Consider the following 19459-nt stretch of genomic DNA (forward strand, 5'->3'; position numbering starts at 1 on the left):
GTGGCCGGGTGCACACACGTCTGCTGCCGCTGCTCATCGTCCTGATGGCGGCCGTACTGCTCGCGCTAGGGGTTCCGCTCGCCGTCAGCCTGGCGCGTGCGCAGCAGCAACAGGTCGTCGTCGACCGGATCGACGACACGGCGCGCTTCGCGGCCCTCGCCCAGTTCGTCACCGAGCCGGCCGACCCCGCGGCCGGCGACATCGACGAGCGCCGGGAGACCCTCAGCAGCGAACTCCGCAGCTACCACGAGGTGTACGGCATCCGGGCCGGCGTCTTCCACCGCAACGACGTCCCGATGGCGCACGCGCCGGACGACTGGTTCCTGCCCAGGACGGGCGAGGTGCGCGACGCCTTCCAGGAGGCGCTGCTCAGCCGCCGCAGCCATGATCCCGAGCAGGTGTGGCCCTGGGAGCGGCGCAACCTGGTGGTGGCCTCGCCGGTCATCCGGGACGGTGACGTCGTCGCGGTCGTCGTCACCGACTCGCCCACCGGGCAGATGCGCTCACACATCCTCCAGGGCTGGCTGATCATCGCCGTGGGTGAGGGGGCGGCGATGCTGCTGGCCGTCGGCGCGGCCCTGCGGCTGACCGGCTGGGTGCTCAAGCCCGTACGAGTCCTGGACGCCACCACTCACGACATCGCCACCGGGCGGTTGAAGTCCAGGGTCGCGGTGGCCGGCGGACCGCCGGAGCTCCGGCGGCTCGCCCGGTCGTTCAACGAGATGGCGGACAACGTCGAGGGCGTGCTGGAACAGCAGCGTGCCTTCGTCGCCGACGCCTCGCACCAGTTGCGCAACCCGCTCTCGGCGCTGCTGCTGCGCATCGAACTGCTCGCGCTGGAGCTGCCCGACGGCAACGAGGAGATCGCCTCGGTCCAGGCCGAGGGCAGGCGGCTGGCGCACGTCCTGGACGACCTGCTCGACCTGGCGCTGGCCGAGCACAGCGAGGCCCAGCTCCAGGTCACCGACATCGGGGCCCTGGCCGCCGAACGTGTGGCGGCGTGGTCGCCCACCGCCGAGGCCAAGGGGGTTCTGCTGGCCGGGGACTGCCCGCCGACCACGGCGTGGGCCGACCCGGTCGCCCTGTCCAGCGCGCTGGACGCGGTCATCGACAACGCGGTGAAGTTCACGCCGGAGGGCGAGAGGGTCGAGGTGGCCGTCGCCTCCAACGGTGACACCTCCACCGTCGTCGTCACCGACCACGGCCCCGGCCTGAACGACGAGGAGCTGGCCCGCGTCGGCGACCGCTTCTGGCGCAGCGGGCGGCACCAGAACATCAAGGGCTCGGGCCTCGGCCTGTCCATCGCCCGGGCCCTGCTCACGGCGGGCGGCGGCTCGATCGCGTACGACCGCCACGAGCCGCACGGGCTGACGGTGACGGTGACGGTGCCGAGGAGCGCCCCCGCGGGGGCGACCACCGGTCAGGGCTTGACGGACCGGTAGTACCGGCGTGCGCCGTCGTGCAGCCGGAGCGGATCGGTGTAGATGGCGGTGCGCACGTCGACCAACTGGGCGGAGTGGACGTGTGCCCCGATGCCGTCCCGGCTCTTGAGCACGATCCGGGTCAGCCATTCGATGAGCCGCGGGTCCGCGTCCGCCCGTGTGATCAGCAGATTGGACACGGCCATCGTCGGGACGGTCGCGCCGTGCTGGCTGCCGGGGTAGGCCGACTCCGGCATGTTGGTGGCCCGGTAGTAGCGCGTGGCACCACTCTGCCGGTGGAGCTGGGCGACCAGCTCGGCCGTTATCGGTACGAACCGCAGACCGGAGTCCTCGGAGAACGTCCGCAGGCCGTCCGTGGGCAGTCCGCCCGACCAGAAGAACGCGTCCAGCCCGTGCCCGAGCCGCTCCGGGCCGATGTCGATGCCGTCCGCGGAGGGACTGATGTCCTGCTCGGGATCGATGCCCGCCGCCCTGAGCACCTGGTTCGCGATGAGCCGCACGCCCGACTTGGGCGGCCCGATGGCGACCCTCTTCCCCCGCAGATCGGCGACGGAACGGATGTCGGAACCGGGCGGGACCACGAGCTGCACGTAGTCGTCGTAGAGACGGGCGACTCCGCGCAGCCGGTCGGCACCGGGCTGCTCGCTCAGTCTGTACGTCTCCACCGCGTCGGCCGCCGCGATCGCGAAGTCGGCCTCGCCGGTCGCCACCCGGCGGACGTTCTCCTGCGACCCGTCGCTCGTCAGCAGCCGCACTTCGAGGTCCGGCATGTGTTTACCGAGCGAGGTGCGCAGGAGCTCACCGTATTTCTGGTACACACCCGCGCGTGTCCCCGTGCTCAGGGTGACCGTCCCACGGGGCGGCGCCTCGCTCCAGGGGGCCAGCCACCACAGCAGCAGTCCGAGCGCCACGAAACCGGCGACCGCGCCCCGCAGGACCCGGCGCCTGCCGATACGGGACAGCGCGTTGGACATGGCGCGATCCTGCCAGTCCGCACGCCCCGCTGACCAGGGCAGAGCGCACATACCCGGCCGGAAGGCGGGCAGGGCGACGGACCGGACGACGCAATCCGGACTGTCCGGGACGGCCGCTAAAGTCACGGCATGAGCTCTTCGCCCGCCGACCTGGTCCGTGAGTTCCACCGTGCCTTCGGGCTGGACGCGCGCGAGACACCGACCGAGGTCTCCCCGGAACTCGCCGCCCACCGCGGCGAACTGCTCGCCGAGGAGGCCGCCGAGGTCGCGGAGGTGGCGGTGCACGGTCCGCTCGACCGGCTCGCACACGAACTGGCCGATGTCGTCTACGTCGCCTACGGCACGGCGCTCGTCCACGGCATCGACCTCGACGCGGTGATCTCCGAGATCCACCGTTCCAACATGACCAAGCGTGGCCCCGACGGCCGGATCACCCGCCGTTCCGACGGCAAGGTCCTCAAGGGGGACCACTACGAGGCTCCGGACGTGTCCCGGGTGCTGCGCCGGCAGGGATGGACGCCGGGCGCGGAGGTCTGAGCCGGAGCCCGGGACCCCGTCGGGAACGCGATCCGGCCCCGGACGCACGGTCGCCGCCGGGCGGGTTCTCCGCCGTCCCGGCGTGTCGTGGCGAGCGCATACCCTGTAGGGCATGAGCAGCATCGACCGGAGCCAGTCAGTGGGCGGCACGCGCACCTACGAAGTCCGCACCTACGGGTGCCAGATGAACGTCCACGACTCCGAGCGATTGTCCGGGCTGCTGGAGGACGCGGGCTACGTCCGCGCCCCCGAGGGCGCCGACGGCGACGCCGACGTCGTCGTCTTCAACACCTGCGCCGTGCGGGAGAACGCCGACAACAAGCTCTACGGCAACCTCGGCCACCTCGCTCCGAAGAAGGCGCAGCGCCCCGGCATGCAGATCGCGGTCGGCGGCTGCCTCGCGCAGAAGGACCGCGACACCATCGTGAAGCGGGCCCCCTGGGTGGACGTCGTCTTCGGCACGCACAACATCGGCAAGCTGCCGGTCCTCCTGGAGCGCGCCCGCGTCCAGGAGGAGGCGCAGGTCGAGATCGCCGAGTCGCTGGAGGCCTTCCCGTCCACGCTGCCGACCCGCCGTGAGAGCGCCTACGCGGCCTGGGTGTCCATCTCCGTCGGCTGCAACAACACCTGCACCTTCTGCATCGTTCCGGCGCTGCGCGGCAAGGAGAAGGACCGGCGCCCCGGCGACATCCTCGCCGAGATCGAGGCCCTGGTCGCCGAGGGCGTCTCGGAGATCACCCTGCTCGGCCAGAACGTCAACGCGTACGGCTCCGACATCGGCGACCGGGAGGCGTTCAGCAAGCTGCTGCGGGCCTGCGGGAGCATCGACGGACTGGAGCGCGTCCGCTTCACCTCTCCGCACCCGCGCGACTTCACCGACGACGTCATCGCCGCCATGGCCGAGACGCCCAACGTGATGCCGCAGCTCCACATGCCGCTCCAGTCCGGCTCGGACACGGTGCTGAAGGCGATGCGCCGCTCGTACCGGCAGGAGCGCTACCTCGGCATCATCGAGAAGGTCCGCGCCGCCATCCCGCACGCGGCGATCAGCACCGACATCATCGTGGGCTTCCCCGGAGAGACCGAGGAGGACTTCGAGCAGACCCTGCAGGTGGTGCGCGAGGCCCGCTTCGCGCAGGCCTTCACCTTCCAGTACTCCAAGCGGCCGGGCACCCCGGCCGCGGAGATGGACGGCCAGATCCCCAAGAAGGTCGTCCAGGAGCGCTACGAGCGGCTGGTCGCCCTCCAGGAGGAGATCTCCTGGGAGGAGAACAAGAAGCAGGTCGGCCGGACCCTGGAACTGATGGTGGCCGAAGGGGAGGGCCGCAAGGACGACACCACCCACCGCCTCTCCGGCCGTGCCCGGGACAGCCGTCTGGTGCACTTCACCAAGCCGGAGCAGGAGGTCCGCCCCGGTGACGTCGTGACCGTCGAGATCACGTACGCGGCCCCCCACCACCTTCTCGCCGAGGGCCCCACCCTGGACGTGCGCCGCACGCGCGCGGGTGACGCCTGGGAGAAGCGGAACGCCGAGAAGGCGGCGCGGCCGGCGGGCGTGATGCTGGGTCTGCCGAAGATCGGTGCGCCCGAACCCCTGCCGGTCGCGGCGGGCGGCTGCGGCTGCGACTGACGGCGACCGGCCGGGGACTCGCGGGCGGCCCGCCCGGGCTACGCTGCCGATCATGATGGTCGCCGCCGCAGTCTGCCCCTGCCCGCCGCTCCTCGTGTCCGAGGTCGCCGTGGGCGCCGCCCACGAGCTGGACGCCGCACGGGCCGCGTGCACGGACGCGGTCGGGGTGCTCGCCGCCGCCCGCCCCGACCGGCTCGTGGTCGTCGGCCCGCTGCAGGGCGACGCGGGGCCCGAGCGCTACCCGGAGGGCAGCACGGGGTCCTTCCGCGGCTTCGGCGTCGATCTCGGCGTACGGCTCGGCGCGGACCGGGGCACGGCGACCGAACGGGAACTTCCCCCCGGGCCGGCGGTGGGCGCCTGGCTGCTGGAGCGGACCGGCTGGGCGGACGTTTTGGTCGAGGGTCTCGGCGTGGGGGAACATCTCGCAGCCGAGCGGTGCGTCCAGGAGGGAAGGGACATCGCCGCCGGGGAGGAGCGGGTGGCGCTGCTGGTGATGGGTGACGCCAGCGCCTGCCGCACGCTCAAGGCCCCCGGCTACCTCGACGAGCGGGCGGCGCCCTTCGACGCGGAGGCCGCCCGGGCACTGGGAGCGGTCGACACAGCGGCCCTGCGGGCACTGGACAGCGGCCTGGCGCGCGAACTCATGGTGTCCGGCCGGGCGCCGTGGCAGGTCCTCGCGGGCGCGGCCGAGGGCACCGCCCTGGAGGGCCGCCTGCTGTACGAGGACGCTCCGTACGGGGTGGGCTACATCGTGGCCGCCTGGTCGTAGCCGCCGACCGGGTACGACGTCGGCCTGAAGGCCTGGAGCCCTGAACCTCTGAGGCGACGAACGGCCTGAAACGGCGAACGGCCGGGAGCGCCAGGCGCGTGAGACGCGCCTGGCGGGCTCCGCGGCCGTCCGTCGCTGTACCGCGCCGTACCGCGCTCAGGAAGCGGGCGGCGGCCCGGCCTGCGGCGTGCTGCCACCCGTGTCCGGACCGGGGTGATCCTTGTGAGCGAGCCGGTCCATGGCGTGCTTGGCCTTGCCCGTGCCCGACTGGATCTTGTCGCTGTACTTGCCCTTGGTCCGCTCGTCGACGGTCTTCGCGGCCTTGTCCAGCCCGTGCTGGATCTTGCCCTCGTGTTGCTGCGCGAGGTGCGAGACCTTGTCCTTGGCAGGCCCCAGCCTGGCCTTCATGTTGTCCAGGAGACCCATGATCCACCTTCCCTCGCGGTGCGGGCATGTGCGAAAACGCCCATATCCACTTCATACGGTACTCGGGTGGAGGCTGTCCCGCCCGGCTGCGGCGTTTGCGAGACTGGACCGGTGAGCAGCGCATCCTCCGCCCCCCGGGTCATCGCCGTCGTCGGTCCCACCGCAGCCGGAAAGTCCGATCTGGGCGTGTTCCTGGCCCGGCAGCTCGGCGGTGAGGTGGTCAACGCCGACTCCATGCAGCTCTACCGGGGGATGGACATCGGCACCGCCAAGCTGACGCCCGAGGAGCGCGGGGGAGTCGCGCACCACCTCCTGGACATCTGGGACGTGACCGTCACCGCGTCCGTCGCCGAGTACCAGCGTCTGGCCCGGGAGCGGATCGACGCCCTGCTCGCCGAGGGGCGCTGGCCCGTCCTGGTCGGGGGGTCCGGCCTCTACGTCCGCGGGGCCGTCGACAACCTGGAGTTCCCGGGCACCGACCCCGACGTCAGATCGCGCCTGGAGGAGGAGCTCACCCTGCGCGGCTCCGGCGCGCTGCACGCCCGTCTCGCCGCCGCGGACCCCGAGGCCGCGCGGGTCATCCTGCCGAGCAACGGCCGCCGCATCGTCCGGGCGCTCGAAGTGATCGAGATCACCGGCCTGCCCTTCACCGCCAACCTTCCCGGCCACGACTCGGTCTACGACACCCTTCAGATCGGCGTCGACGTGGCCCGCCCCGAACTCGACGAGCGCATCGCCCACCGGGTCGACCGGATGTGGGAGGCGGGTCTCGTGGACGAGGTGCGCGCACTGGAGGCGCAGGGGTTGCGCGAGGGGCGTACGGCCTCGCGCGCGCTCGGCTACCAGCAGGTCCTCGCGGCGCTCGCCGGGGAGTGCACCCTGGAGGAGGCGCGGTCGGAGACCGTGCGTGCCACGAAGCGCTTCGCGCGCCGTCAGGATTCATGGTTCAGGCGCGATCCGCGGGTGCACTGGTTGAGTGGGGCCGCGGCGGACCTCGGGGAACTTCCGCAGCTCGCGCTGTCGTTGGTCGAACGACCGGTTACAGCCTGATCACGTCATGGCATCGGGACGCCCAGGCCGTCATCCGGGCCTCTGACACCGTGCCATCATCGAGCTTCGATCGACCAAGTGGAGTCCAAGTTGGGAGGGCGCGTGGTGATGGAGGCCGGCCCTCGCGACACCGCACACGGCACCGAACACCTCACCACCGAGCGGGGTGCGCCGGAGCAGGATCCCGACCGTCTCGACCCCGGACGTCTCAGCCCCGACGGGCCGGACGAGACGCAGGGCGGAGTGACCGACGACGGCCCCGAGCCGGACGAGATGTTCGCGGGCGGCGACGAGGTCGAGGTCGAGCTGCGCCCGCAGCGCCGGCTGCGCATCTGGCAGCTCGCGCCCATCGTCGGCCTGGCCGCGGTCGGCTCGCTGATGTTCGCGTTCCCGCTCGCCTTCGACTTCGGCGACAGCGGTGCCGTGATCGCCATGCTGGGCCTGCTGATCTGCTCCTGCGCGGCCGGCTGGGGCATGATGGCCGCCCGCAGGGTGGGCCACACCTGGCCGGGGCTGCCGGCCCGGGGTTCCGGACGCAGACCCGACTGGCGGGTCGTGACCGCCTACGCCGTGCTGGTCGCCGCGGTGGTGGCGTTGGCCGTCTGGCGGGTGGCCCGCCTCCGCTGACGCCCGCGCGGGGCCGCGGCGGGACGGGCTGTCGTGGCCACCCCGTACGATCGAGGGATGAGCACGCGGATCGCCTTCCTCAAGGGGCACGGCACCGAGAACGACTTCGTGATCGTCCCGGACCCCGAGAACGCCATCGACCTGCCCCCCGCCGTCGTCGCGGCCCTGTGCGACCGCCGCGCGGGCATCGGCGGCGACGGACTGCTGCACGTGGTGCGGTCCGCGGCGCATCCCGAGGCACGGCACCTGGCCGCCGAGGCCGAGTGGTTCATGGACTACCGCAACGGCGACGGCTCGATCGCCGAGATGTGCGGCAACGGAGTGCGGGTGTTCGCGCGCTACCTTCAGCGGGCAGGGCATGTGGCCGAGGGGGACATCGCGATCGCCACGCGCGGGGGCGTGAAGACGGTGCACATCGCCAAGACCGGGTCCGACAGCGGCTCCGTCGCGGGTGACATCACCGTCGGCATGGGCCGGGCGCTGCTCCCCGACGGCGACGTCACCGTGAGCGTCGACGGGCGCGGCCGACCGGCGCGGAACGTGAACATGGGCAACCCGCACGCCGTGGTTTTCGTGGACGACCTCGCGCACGCCGGTGATCTGCTCACCGCGCCCTCCTTCAGCCCCGCCTCGGCCTATCCGGACGGCGTCAACGTCGAGTTCGTGGCCGACCGGGGCCCGCGGCACGTGGCGCTGCGCGTCCATGAGCGGGGGGCCGGTGAGACCCGCTCGTGCGGCACGGGTGCCTGCGCGGTCGCGGTGGCCGCCGCCCGCCGGGACGGCGTCGACCCGAGCGTCACCGGAACGCCGGTGACGTACACCGTGGACGTGCCCGGCGGCACCCTGGTGATCACCGAACGGCCCGACGGCGAGATCGAGATGACCGGACCCGCGGTGATCGTCGCCGAGGGAGTGATCGAGCAGGAGTGGCTGGAGAACCCGCCCCGCTGAAGTCCGGGCCGGCTTGGCATCCCAGATGCACGGGGGCAGGAGGCCGACATCCGTGGGTGCGGGGGCGGATTTCGGCTTCGAGAGCACGGCCCGCCGCAGGTCCCGTGGCGTGAAACCGCCGCAGTGCCGGGCTTCGCTCGATGGGGTGATCCGTTTCACGCTCGGCGGGAGGCGGTCGGTCGCACGTGTTGGGGTCGGTAGCATCAAGCACCGGCCCGGACGGGGGACGAACGCCGTCCCCTGAGCCCGAGTCCGCCCTGGGGCACACCGTCCGCCGGTCAACGCAGCCGGAGGTGCCCATGAACGCGGAGGCCGTGGATCCTGCGAGCCCAGGTCCTGCGACATCGGGTCATGTCGCGCCCACAGGGGCCCGCAGGAAGGCCCGCCCCCGGCTCGACCTGCGCAGACTGGGCCGTGCAGCGCTGCTCGGCCCCGCCTCCCGCGACCGGCTCCCCGACGCCATCGGCCATGTGGTCGACGCTCATCGCGCCCACCATCCCGACGCCGGTCTCGAACCCCTGCGCCAGGCCTATCTCCTGGCCGAGTCCTCGCACCGCGGCCAGATGCGCAAGAGCGGCGAGCCGTACATCACCCACCCGCTGGCCGTGACCCTGATCCTCGCCGAACTCGGCGCCGAGACGACGACCTTGACGGCATCCCTGCTCCACGACACCGTCGAGGACACGGAGGTGACGCTCGATCAGGTCCGTGAGCAGTTCGGTGAGGAGGTGAGCTACCTCGTCGACGGCGTCACCAAGCTGGAGAAGGTCGACTACGGCGCCGCGGCCGAGCCCGAGACCTTCCGCAAGATGCTCGTCGCCACCGGCAACGACGTCCGCGTGATGTCGATCAAACTCGCCGACCGGCTGCACAACATGCGCACCCTCGGCGTCATGCGTCCCGAGAAACAGGAGCGCATCGCCAAAGTGACCCGGGACGTCCTCATCCCCCTCGCCGAGCGGCTCGGGGTCCAGGCGCTCAAGACGGAACTCGAGGACCTGGTCTTCGCGATCCTGCACCCCGAGGAGAACGAACGCACGCGCGAGTTGATCCTCCGCAACGCCTCCCGCGCGGACGACCCGCTCGCCGAGGTCGCCGACGAGGTGCGCGAGGTGCTGCGCGAGGCGGACATCCCCGCCGAGGTCCGCATCCGCCCCCGTCACTTCGTCTCCGTGCACCGGGTGTCCCGCAAACGCGGCCGGCTGCGCGGCGCCGACTTCGGCCGTCTGCTGGTGCTGGTGAACGAGGACGCCGACTGCTACGGGGTCCTGGGCGAGCTGCACACCTGCCTGACGCCGGTCGTCTCGGAGTTCAAGGACTTCATCGCCGTACCCAAGTTCAACCTGTACCAGTCGCTGCACACCGCGGTCGCCCGGGACGACGGCCAGGTCGTCGAAGTCCTCATCCGGACCCACCAGATGCACAAGGTCGCCGAGGCCGGTGTCGTCGCCCTGGGCAACCCGTACGCCGCCCCGGTCGAGGAGCAGTCCGCGAGCGACGGCGAGCGCGTCGACCCGACCCGGCCCGGCTGGCTCTCCCGGCTCCTGGAGTGGCAGCGCGGCGCACCCGACCCCGACACCTTCTGGTCGACCCTGCGCGAGGACCTCGCCCAGGACCGCGAGATCACCGTGTTCCGCCCCGACGGCGGCACGATCGGCCTGCCCGACGGGGCGACCTGCGTGGACGCCGCGTACGCGCAGTACGGGGAGGACGCGCACGCGTGCATCGGCGCCCGCGTCAACGGCCGTCTGGCGACGTTGAGCACCACCCTGAAGGACGGGGACACCGTCCAGCTCCTGATGGGACAGGACCCCGCCTCCGAGCCCTCCAGGCAGTGGCTGGAGCACGCCCACACGCCCGCCGCGCGGATCGCCATCCAGCGCTGGCTGACCGCCCACCCCGAGCGGAGCGACCCGCCGGCCGCCCGCTCCGAGGAGGCCCGGCGGGCTCCCCGCCCCGCCGAGGAGCCCGCCGCCCAGGCGCCCGGAACGGTGCCCGGTCCCTCCACCGGCGCCCAGGTCCTGGCCGACCGGCCCGGCGCGACCGTACGGCTGGCCGGCTGCTGTACGCCCGTGCCGCCCGACGCGGTGACCGGCTTCGCCGTGCGCGGGGGAGCGGTCACCGTGCACCGGGTCGAGTGCGCCGCCGTGGCGCGGATGAAGAACGCGGGGCGCGCGGAGGTCGGCGTGCACTGGGGGGAGGGAGCCGAATGCCGGGTCACGCTCGTCGCCGAATCGTTCGTCCGGCCTCACCTGCTCGCGGACCTCACCGAGGCCATGGCCCTCGAAGGCGCCGAGATCGTCTCCGCGACCGTCGAGCCCCCGACCCAGCAACAGGTGCGGCACACGTACACCGTGCAGCTGCCCGACGCCGCACACCTGCCCGCCCTCATGCGCGCGATGCGCAACGTGGCCGGTGTGTACGACGTGAGCCGGGCCAAGCCGCAGACCCAGGGCGCCTGACGGCACACGTGCGTGCGGGGCGCCCGGCCGTGAGCGCCCGCCGCGCGGCGGCCCCACCGTCCGAATGCCTCTCTGCCGGCCCACCCGATCGGGTGGGCCGGGAGCGCGCCGTCGCCGAGGCGCCCGCGCGCGCTGGTAGCCGTGGGCCATGCTGCTCACTCCCCACGGCCCGACCGCTCCCGGCCCGACGGCTCCCGGCCCGACCGCTCCCGGTCCGGCATCCGACCGTCCGGCCGTCCCCGGTCCGTCCGCCCACGGCGCGACCGCCCGTACGGTGGTCCCTCGTGGCCGTCGCCGGCGGACCTCCGCCGCGCTGCTCGCGTCGGCCGTCTCCGTCTGCCTCCTCGCCGCGAGCGCCCCGGCCACGCCGCTGGGCATCGGCGACCGCCTCTTCCCGCACCTGGGCAACCCCGGATACGACGTGGCGTCGTACGACCTCGCCCTCAACTACCCCGGAACCAACGACAAGGCGCTCCGGGCCACCACGACGATCGTCGCCCGGCTGACCGCGGACCTGGACCGGATCAACCTCGACTTCGCCCACGGCACGGTCCAGTCGGTCGAGGTCGACGGGGCCCCGGCCGCCTTCACCACCGCCGGGGAGGATCTCGTGATCACGCCCGAGGGCGGTCTGGGGGCGGGCGAACGGACCCGCATCACGGTGCGGCACACCAGCGATCCGGTGCCGGCCGAGGGCCGCGACGGCGGCTGGGTGCGCACCGCGGACGGCCTCGCCATGGCCAACCAGGCCGACGCCGCGCACCTGGTGTTCCCGTGCAACGACCACCCGTCCGACAAGGCGATGTTCACCTTCCGCATCACCGCCCCCGAGGGGCACACGGCCGTCGCCAACGGTTTGCCGACCGGTGTCGACCGCGCACGCGGAGCGACCACCTGGACGTACCGCACCCGGCACCCCATGGCCACCGAACTCGCCCAGGTGTCCATCGGCCGCTCCGCGGTCCTGCACCGCACCGGCCCGCAGGGGCTGCCGCTGCGTGACGTCGTCCCCGCGGAGCACCGCGAGAAGCTCGAACCGTGGCTGGCGAAGACCCCCGACCAGATCGCCTGGATGGAGGCCAGGGTCGGCCGCTACCCCTTCGAGACGTACGGCCTGCTCATGGCCGACGCCTCCACCGGCTTCGCACTGGAGACCCAGACGCTGTCCCTCTTCGAGAGGGATTTCTTCACCGAGCCCGGCCTCCCCGCGTGGTACATCGAGTCGATCATGATGCACGAACTCGCCCACCAGTGGTTCGGCAACAGCGTCAGTCCTCACACCTGGTCCGATCTGTGGCTCGGCGAGGGCCACGCCACCTGGTACGAGGCGCTGTACGCGCAGGAGAAGTCCGGCCCGTCCCTCGACGCCCGGATGAAGGTCGCCTACGAGGCCTCCGACCACTGGCGCGCGACGGGCGGGCCCCCCGCCGCTCCCAAGGCCCCGGAACCCGGTCAGAAGGTCAGCATCTTCAGGCCGAGCGTCTACGCCGGAGCCGCGCTCGTGCTGTACGCCCTGCGCGAGGAGATCGGCCGCACCGCCTTCGAACGCCTGGAACGTCTCTGGGTGACCCACCACCGGAACGGCACGGCCACCACCGCCGACTTCGTCCGGCTCGCCTCCGAGGTCGCGGGACGGGACCTGACGGAATTCCTGGAGCCCTGGCTCTACGACTCCAAGACCCCACCGATGCCCGGCCACCCGGACTGGAAGTCCACGACCGAGCCCGGAGCCCCGTCCACGAGACCGCTCGCGCCGGTCGAGCATCGATCGGGTGGGAACCGGGAACAAACACGATGACGAGACGCCCCGTGCCGTGTCACCATCGTCAGGTCGCCGCGGCACGGGCGACGGGAATCTCCCGGCGGGCTCGTGCGTTGTGGAGTGTGACGGCCGCATTCCGTCGCCACCTGCGACATCCCATCGACGTAAGGACCCAATGACCTCCTCTTCTTCCTCTTCCCAGGACACCAAGCGCCTCGCGCAGACCTACCCCGAGGGCCTCCGGGCCGATGCCCTGATGGAAGCGGACGTCGCCTGGAGCCTCGAGATCGACGGAGAGCGGGACGGCGACCAGTTCGACCGCTCCGAGCGTGCGGCCCTGCGCCGCGTCGCAGGCCTCTCCACCGAGCTCGAGGACGTCACCGAGGTCGAGTACCGACAGCTCCGGCTGGAGCGGGTCGTGCTCGTCGGCGTGTGGACATCGGGAACCGCGCAGGACGCCGAGAACTCCCTCGCGGAGCTCGCGGCCCTGGCGGAGACGGCGGGCGCCCTCGTACTCGACGGCTTGATCCAGCGCCGGGACAAGCCCGACGCGGCGACCTACATCGGCTCGGGTAAGGCCGAGGAGCTGCGTGACATCGTCCTCGAGACGGGCGCCGACACGGTCGTCTGCGACGGTGAGCTGAGCCCCGGCCAGCTGATCCACCTCGAGGACGTCGTCAAGGTCAAGGTCGTCGACCGTACGGCCCTGATCCTGGACATCTTCGCCCAGCACGCCAAGTCCCGAGAGGGCAAGGCGCAGGTCGCGCTCGCGCAGATGCAGTACATGCTGCCGAGGCTGCGCGGCTGGGGTCAGTCGCTGTCCCGGCAGATGGGCGGCGGCACGGGCGGTGGGCTCGCCACCCGTGGCCCCGGTGAGACCAAGATCGAGACCGACCGGCGCCGGATCCGCGAGAAGATGGCGAAGATGCGCCGGGAGATCGCGGAGATGAAGACCGGCCGCGACATCAAGCGCCAGGAACGCCGACGCAACAAGGTGCCGTCCGTCGCCATCGCGGGCTACACCAACGCGGGCAAGTCCTCGCTGCTCAACCGCCTCACGGGCGCGGGCGTACTGGTCGAGAACGCCCTGTTCGCGACCCTCGACCCGACCGTGCGCCGGGCCGAGACGCCGAGCGGACGGCTGTACACGCTGGCCGACACCGTCGGTTTCGTCCGGCATCTGCCGCACCATCTGGTCGAGGCGTTCCGCTCCACCATGGAGGAGGTCGGCGACGCCGATCTGATCCTGCACGTGGTGGACGGCTCGCATCCCGTTCCGGAGGAGCAGCTGGCTGCCGTGCGCGAGGTGATCAGGGACGTCGGTGCCACCGACGTACCCGAGATCGTCGTGATCAACAAGGCCGACGCGGCCGACCCGCTGACGCTCCAGCGGCTGCTGCGGACGGAGAAGCGCTCCATCGCGGTCTCGGCCCGCACCGGTCAGGGCATCGAGGAACTGCTCGCCTTCATCGACGACGAGCTGCCCCGCCCGGCGGTGGAGATCGAGGCGCTCGTGCCGTACACGCACGGCAAGCTGGTCGCCCGCGCCCATGACGAGGGCGAGGTGATCTCCGAGGAACACACCCCGGAGGGCACCCTGCTCAAGGTGCGGGTGCACGAGGAACTGGCGGCGGAACTCACGCCGCACCTGCTCGCCCCGGCCGCTCACTGAGCCGGCGGCCCGCAGCGACGCGACGGCCCGCCCCCTGCTCCGGCAGGGGGCGGGCCGTCGGCGTGTGCGGTCACCGGCCGCAGTAGGCCCTGCTCGTGTTCTGGTACAGCGACTCGGCGTCCCGGCCCCCTGCGGGTTCGCGAGCCAGGTGTCGTCGATCGGACCGATCGAGGTGTTCGACACCAGACGGTCTTGCCGTTCAGTACCCGGAACCGCCGCACGCGGTCACGGCGAGCGCCAGGGTGACGACGAGCCCGGTGGCGGCGAGGACTCTGCGATGCCGGCGTGGCGCGGACGTACCTATGGAACGCATGGTGCGATGACCCCCGTTGAACCCATGGATGCCCTGCTGGACATGTGCCCGTTCCCCGGTGCGCGGAGCACGCGGGAACGGGCACGTCGGTCACTGTCCGGCGAACTTGTCGCTGACCGCGTCGTAGACGCCCTTGGCCTCGTCGCCCAGCCGGGGACCGGCCAGCCAGCCCGAGGTCACCGGGCCGATGGAGGTGTTGGACACCAGAGCGGGCTTGCCGTCCGAGCCCGCCGCGACCCAGCCGCCACCGGACGAACCGGCCGTCATGCTGCACCCGATCCGGTACATCGTCGGCTCGGACGTGTCGAGCGAGAGCCGGCCCGGCCGGTCCTCGCAGCTGAACAGCTTCTGGCCGTCGTACGGGGTTCCGGCCGGGTAACCGGTCGCGGTCACGCTCTCCATGTCGGGCACCGCCGGAGCGTTGAAGTCCACCGGCAGCGCCGAACCGACCGTCTCCTCCAGCGACTTGCCGTCACCGCCCTTCTCCGGCGTCACATGGATGACCGCGAAGTCGTACGAGGCGCCGTCGCCACCGGTCGAACCGCCCTGCTCGATCCACTGGTCGGAGGTCTGCGCCCAGTCACCCCACCAGACGCCGTACGGAGCGACCTCCTCCTGGGCGGCGCCCTCGAGTTCCGCCGTCGGCCTGCCCGCGTCGTTGTACGACGGCACGAAGGCGATGTTGCGGTACCAGCCGCCCTTCTTGCCGGCGTGCACACAGTGGCCGGCCGTCCACACCATGTTGGACTTGCCCGGGTTGGCGGGGTCCTGCACCACGGTGGCGGAGCACACCATGGTGCCCTCCGGTGAGTCGAAGAACACCTTGCCGGACGTGGGGGCGCTGGCGTGGTAGGAAGGCGGCACGGCCTGCGCCTGCACCGGCTCCGGCGTCGGGTCGGTCACGCCCTGGTCACCGGAGATGTCGCTCTCGTCGATCTCCTGTTCCGGCTCCTCCGCGTCCCGCATGCGGTCCGGATCCCACAGGTCCTCGATGATCGGGTTGATGTAGTCGTTGGCCTCACGCAGCCAGTCGTCCCTGTCCCAGTTCTTCCACTCGCCGTTCCGCCACTTGTCGACATCGATCCCGTGCTCCTTGAGCCGGTCCTTGATGTCGTCCGGGATCGTGATCTTGCCGTCGCCGGCCGCGGCGGTCGCGGAGGCGTCGCCGCCCGCGGTGTCGTCACTCGAACCGCAGGCGGTCGCCGTGAGCGCGAGCACCGAGGCGAGCGCGACGGCGGTCAGCACGGGGGAGGTTCCGCGGCGCGCCCTCCCGCCTCGGCGAGTGGTGGACGACGGCCGTATGGATCGCATGATCTGACTCCCCCTGCTGTGGACGAACATGGTGCTTCGGCCGTGCTCACATCCTGGACTCGAGCGGAGTCCGGAGCGAACACACGACCACCGGGAACGGCACCACACACTATGCGCTCGCCGTGGGGGACGACCGACGGAACGGCAACGGTTTCGCTACGAGCGTTCCGGCCCGGACGATCTCCGGAACCCGCCACTGTGACGCCTGACCGGACACGGCCTGTCGCCCCTCGTGCGGTGAGCAACGGCCCCCGGGCTCACCGGACTTCGCGCCGGGACGGCTCCGCCGACCCGGCGTCGGCACCTCCCCGGCGGTCACGGAGGACATGATTGTCGGTGCCGGGCCGTAGGGTGGTCGCGCTATGACGAAGCCCTCACTCCCTGAACTCCTGCACGCCGCCGTCACCGCCGTCGGCGGCACGGAGCGCCCCGGCCAGGTGACCATGGCCGAAGCCGTCGCCGAAGCGATCGACGACGCCTCCCATCTGCTGGTCCAGGCCGGGACCGGCACCGGAAAGTCGCTCGGCTATCTGGTGCCCGCGCTCGCCCAGGGGGAGAGAGTCGTCGTGGCGACGGCGACGCTGGCCCTGCAGCGCCAGCTCGTGGAGCGCGACCTTCCGCGCGCGGTGGAGGCGTTGCATCCCCTGCTGCGCCGCCGCCCGGAGTTCGCGATGCTCAAGGGCCGGTCCAACTACCTGTGTCTGCACCGTCTCCACGAAGGCGTACCGCAGGACGAGGAGGAGGGCCTCTTCGACCAGTTCGAGGCGGCCGCCCCCAGCAGCAAGCTGGGCCAGGACCTGCTGCGCCTGCGTGACTGGGCGGACGAGACGGAGACCGGCGACCGGGACAACCTCACGCCGGGCGTCTCCGACCGGGCCTGGTCCCAGGTGTCGGTGTCGTCCCGGGAGTGCCTGGGCGCCACGAAGTGCGCCTACGGCGCGGAGTGCTTCGCGGAGATGGCCCGTGAACGGGCCAAACTGGCCGACATCGTCGTCACCAACCACGCGCTCCTCGCGATCGACGCGATCGAGGGCGCTCCGGTGCTTCCGCAGCACGAGGTGCTGATCGTCGACGAGGCCCATGAACTGGTCTCCCGGGTCACCGGGGTCGCCACGGGGGAACTCACCCCCGGCCAGGTCAACCGGGCGGTGCGCCGTGCTGCGAAACTCGCCGATGAGAAGTCCGCCGACCAGCTGCAGACCGCGGCCGAAGGCTTTGAACGAGTGATGGAACTGGCTCTCCCGGGTCGCCTGGAGGAGATCCCGGAGGACCTCGGATACGCGCTCATGGCGCTGCGCGACGCGTGCCGGACCGTCATCTCCGCGATCGGGGGCACCCGCGACAGGTCCGTCCAGGACGAGGACGCGGTCCGCAAACAGGCGCTGGCCTCGGTGGAGAGCGTGCACGACGTGGCGGAGCGGATCACCGACGGCTCCGAATGGGACGTCGTCTGGTACGAGCGCCACGAGCCCCGCGGCGGCGCCGCATACCGGCACAGCGGCGCCTCTTTGCGCGTCGCCCCCATGTCCGTCTCCGGTCTGCTGCGCGAAAAGCTCTTCACCGACCGCTCCGTCGTCCTGGCGTCCGCGACCCTGAAACTGGGCGGCGACTTCAACGGGGTGGGAGCCTCCCTGGGACTCGGCCCCGAGGGCGCCGAAGGAGACGACCTGCCGCGGTGGAAGGGCGTCGACGTCGGTTCTCCGTTCGACTACCCCAGGCAGGGCATCCTCTACGTCGCGAAGCACCTGGCGCGCCCGGCCCGTGACGGCGACCGCGCGGACATGCTCGACGAACTCACCGAGCTGATCCAGGCGGCGGGCGGCCGCACGCTGGGCCTGTTCTCCTCGATGCGGGCCGCCCAACTCGCCGCGGAGGAACTGCGCTCCCGGATCCCGGAGTTCCCGATTCTCCTTCAGGGCGAGGAGACGCTCGGCGAACTGATCAAGACCTTCGCGGCCGACCCGAAGACCTGCCTGTTCGGCACGTTGTCACTCTGGCAGGGTGTCGATGTCCCCGGCCCCAGTTGCCAACTGGTCGTCATGGACAAGATCCCGTTCCCGCGTCCGGACGACCCGTTGATGAGCGCCCGCCAGAAGGCCGTGGAGGAGGCGGGCGGCAACGGCTTCATGGCGGTCGCCGCCACCCACGCGGCACTGCTCATGGCGCAGGGCGCCGGCCGTCTCGTTCGGGCCACGGGCGACCGCGGTGTGGTCGCCGTGCTGGACCAGCGGCTGGCGACGGCCCGCTACGGAAGTTACCTGAAGGCCTCGCTGCCCGACTTCTGGTTCACCACGGACCGGAACCAGGCCAGGAGATCCCTGGCCGCGATCGACGCGGCGGCGAAGCGGGCCGAGACCGGGGAGGAAGCACCGGTGGAGACGGAGTGACGGCGGGGCGACCCGTCACGGATCGCGGCCACGAATTCGGACAGCACAGGGCCCCGGAACCGGCGCAGGGGTCCCGGGGCCCGGTCGGAGGGCGGGGCCGGACCGGCCGCCCCGCACCGAACTCAGACGCGGCGCAGAACGGCCACCACCTTGCCCAGGATGGTCGCGTCGTCGCCCGGGATCGGCTCGTAGGCCGCGTTGTGCGGGAGGAGCCAGACGTGGCCGTCCTCGCGCTTGAAGCGTTTGACGGTGGCCTCGCCGTCGAGCATCGCCGCCACGATGTCACCGTTCTCGGCGACGGGCTGGCGTCGGACCGTGACCCAGTCGCCGTCACAGATCGCGGCCTCGATCATGGAGTCGCCGATCACCTTCAGGACGAACAGCTCGCCGTCACCCACGAGTTGCCGGGGGAGAGGGAAGACATCCTCGACCGACTCCTCGGCGAGGATGGGGCCACCGGCGGCGATACGGCCCACCAGGGGTACGTACGACGCGGCCGGTTTGCCCGCGGTGTCCGTGGGCTGCACGGAGGTGACCTGGTCGGAGCCGCGCACCTCGTAGGCGCGAGGGCGGTGCGGGTCGCGACGCAGGAACCCCTTGCGCTCCAGAGCCATCAGCTGGTGCGCCACGGATGACGTGCTGGAGAGGCCGACCGCCTGGCCGATCTCACGCATCGACGGCGGGTAGCCGCGGCGCTGCACCGAGTCCCTGATGACTTCGATCACCCGGCGCTGGCGGTCGGTGAGTCCGGAGCTGTCCGCCCGGATGCCAGGAGGTCGGCCCGGCAAGGAGCGCTTGGGTCCCTCAGGATGCGTGGCTTCGCTCGTCGCATGCACCGGCTCGAGCCGGCCCTGGGAGCGGTCCTGGGCAGCGATGCTGGCGCTGTCGGCGGTGGTGGTCACGTCGGCCCCTCTCGATGGTCTCCCTGCAGGACAACGGTAGTAGCTTTCGAAAGGTTGCGCCAAACACACGTTCGAGTGAAAAATCGCGAATTAGGTTATGCGATCGCGTGCTGCGGTGTATTGGCGGCGACGCTTCCGTCGGGCCGGCGCGCCCTTCCAGTGCCGTCGGACCAGTTCGCGGGCGAACGGATTGGCCAGGTCGTCCGCCGCGCGGGCGTGGCCGCAGACATCGAGGCAGGCCCGT

Annotated in this window: 15 protein-coding genes; 11 read left to right on the forward strand and 4 right to left on the reverse strand. The window is 71.7% G+C overall.

The window, feature by feature from the left end; all coding sequences use genetic code 11:
• The first annotated feature begins 8 nt into the window (after positions 1-8).
• Positions 9-1442, forward strand: coding sequence for a HAMP domain-containing sensor histidine kinase (locus AB0I73_RS25895; RefSeq protein WP_363041094.1), 1434 nt, complete (start codon positions 9-11; stop codon positions 1440-1442).
• Here AB0I73_RS25895 and AB0I73_RS25900 read toward each other — a convergent pair.
• Positions 1421-2416, reverse strand: coding sequence for a TAXI family TRAP transporter solute-binding subunit (locus AB0I73_RS25900; RefSeq protein WP_363041096.1), 996 nt, complete (start codon positions 2414-2416; stop codon positions 1421-1423). The genes AB0I73_RS25895 and AB0I73_RS25900 overlap by 22 nt on opposite strands.
• 129 nt (positions 2417-2545) lie before the next feature.
• Between AB0I73_RS25900 and AB0I73_RS25905 the strand changes: the two genes are divergently transcribed.
• From AB0I73_RS25905 to AB0I73_RS25915, 3 genes are all read left to right on the forward strand, one after another.
• The gene (locus AB0I73_RS25905; protein WP_363041098.1) at positions 2546-2953 is read left to right on the forward strand and encodes a MazG nucleotide pyrophosphohydrolase domain-containing protein; all 408 of its coding nucleotides are present in this window, start codon (positions 2546-2548) and stop codon (positions 2951-2953) included.
• Between the two features lie 112 nt (positions 2954-3065).
• Entirely contained in the window at positions 3066-4583 is a 1518-nt protein-coding gene (gene miaB / locus AB0I73_RS25910; RefSeq protein ID WP_363041100.1) for a tRNA (N6-isopentenyl adenosine(37)-C2)-methylthiotransferase MiaB, read from the forward strand.
• 52 nt (positions 4584-4635) lie between these two features.
• Positions 4636-5352: a class III extradiol dioxygenase subunit B-like domain-containing protein gene (locus AB0I73_RS25915; RefSeq protein WP_363041102.1), complete on the forward strand. Its 717-nt coding sequence runs from the start codon at positions 4636-4638 to the stop codon at positions 5350-5352.
• Between the two features lie 156 nt (positions 5353-5508).
• Here the strand turns inward: AB0I73_RS25915 and AB0I73_RS25920 are convergent, their stop codons facing one another.
• Complete coding sequence (locus AB0I73_RS25920) at positions 5509-5778, reverse strand: antitoxin (RefSeq protein WP_363041103.1); 270 nt, start codon at positions 5776-5778, stop codon at positions 5509-5511.
• A 111-nt stretch (positions 5779-5889) separates the two neighbouring features.
• Here AB0I73_RS25920 and miaA point away from each other — a divergent pair, with 111 nt between their 5' ends.
• The 6 genes from miaA (at position 5890) to hflX (ending at position 14302) form a co-directional block, all read left to right on the forward strand.
• Positions 5890-6828, forward strand: coding sequence for a tRNA (adenosine(37)-N6)-dimethylallyltransferase MiaA (gene miaA / locus AB0I73_RS25925; RefSeq protein ID WP_363041105.1), 939 nt, complete (start codon positions 5890-5892; stop codon positions 6826-6828).
• 108 nt (positions 6829-6936) lie between these two features.
• Positions 6937-7455, forward strand: coding sequence for a hypothetical protein (locus AB0I73_RS25930; protein WP_363041123.1), 519 nt, complete (start codon positions 6937-6939; stop codon positions 7453-7455).
• Between the two features lie 57 nt (positions 7456-7512).
• A complete protein-coding gene (gene dapF, locus AB0I73_RS25935; RefSeq protein ID WP_363041107.1) occupies positions 7513-8406 on the forward strand; it encodes a diaminopimelate epimerase in 894 nt (297 codons plus the stop codon).
• A gap of 299 nt (positions 8407-8705) precedes the next feature.
• Positions 8706-10868 carry an HD domain-containing protein gene (locus tag AB0I73_RS25940; RefSeq protein ID WP_363041109.1) on the forward strand — a complete coding sequence of 721 codons (2163 nt, stop codon included), beginning with the start codon at positions 8706-8708 and terminating at the stop codon, positions 10866-10868.
• 148 nt (positions 10869-11016) lie between these two features.
• Positions 11017-12666, forward strand: coding sequence for a M1 family aminopeptidase (locus AB0I73_RS25945; RefSeq protein ID WP_363041111.1), 1650 nt, complete (start codon positions 11017-11019; stop codon positions 12664-12666).
• Positions 12667-12805: 139 nt separating this feature from the next.
• Positions 12806-14302: a GTPase HflX gene (gene hflX, locus AB0I73_RS25950; protein ID WP_363041113.1), complete on the forward strand. Its 1497-nt coding sequence runs from the start codon at positions 12806-12808 to the stop codon at positions 14300-14302.
• Between the two features lie 403 nt (positions 14303-14705).
• On the opposite strand, the gene AB0I73_RS25955 is transcribed toward hflX, so the two are convergent.
• Positions 14706-15926, reverse strand: coding sequence for a hypothetical protein (locus tag AB0I73_RS25955; protein WP_363041115.1), 1221 nt, complete (start codon positions 15924-15926; stop codon positions 14706-14708).
• A gap of 362 nt (positions 15927-16288) precedes the next feature.
• Between AB0I73_RS25955 and AB0I73_RS25960 the strand changes: the two genes are divergently transcribed.
• The gene (locus tag AB0I73_RS25960; RefSeq protein WP_363041117.1) at positions 16289-18313 is read left to right on the forward strand and encodes an ATP-dependent DNA helicase; all 2025 of its coding nucleotides are present in this window, start codon (positions 16289-16291) and stop codon (positions 18311-18313) included.
• 122 nt (positions 18314-18435) lie between these two features.
• Here AB0I73_RS25960 and lexA read toward each other — a convergent pair whose 3' ends face one another.
• On the reverse strand, positions 18436-19215 hold the full coding sequence (gene lexA, locus AB0I73_RS25965; RefSeq protein ID WP_363041119.1) for a transcriptional repressor LexA: 780 nt from the start codon (positions 19213-19215) through the stop codon (positions 18436-18438).
• Positions 19216-19459: the final 244 nt, after the last annotated feature.

It is taken from the genome of Streptomyces sp. NPDC050388, from assembly GCF_040655635.1.
In the GTDB taxonomy this organism is placed as follows: Bacteria; Actinomycetota; Actinomycetes; order Streptomycetales; family Streptomycetaceae; genus Streptomyces.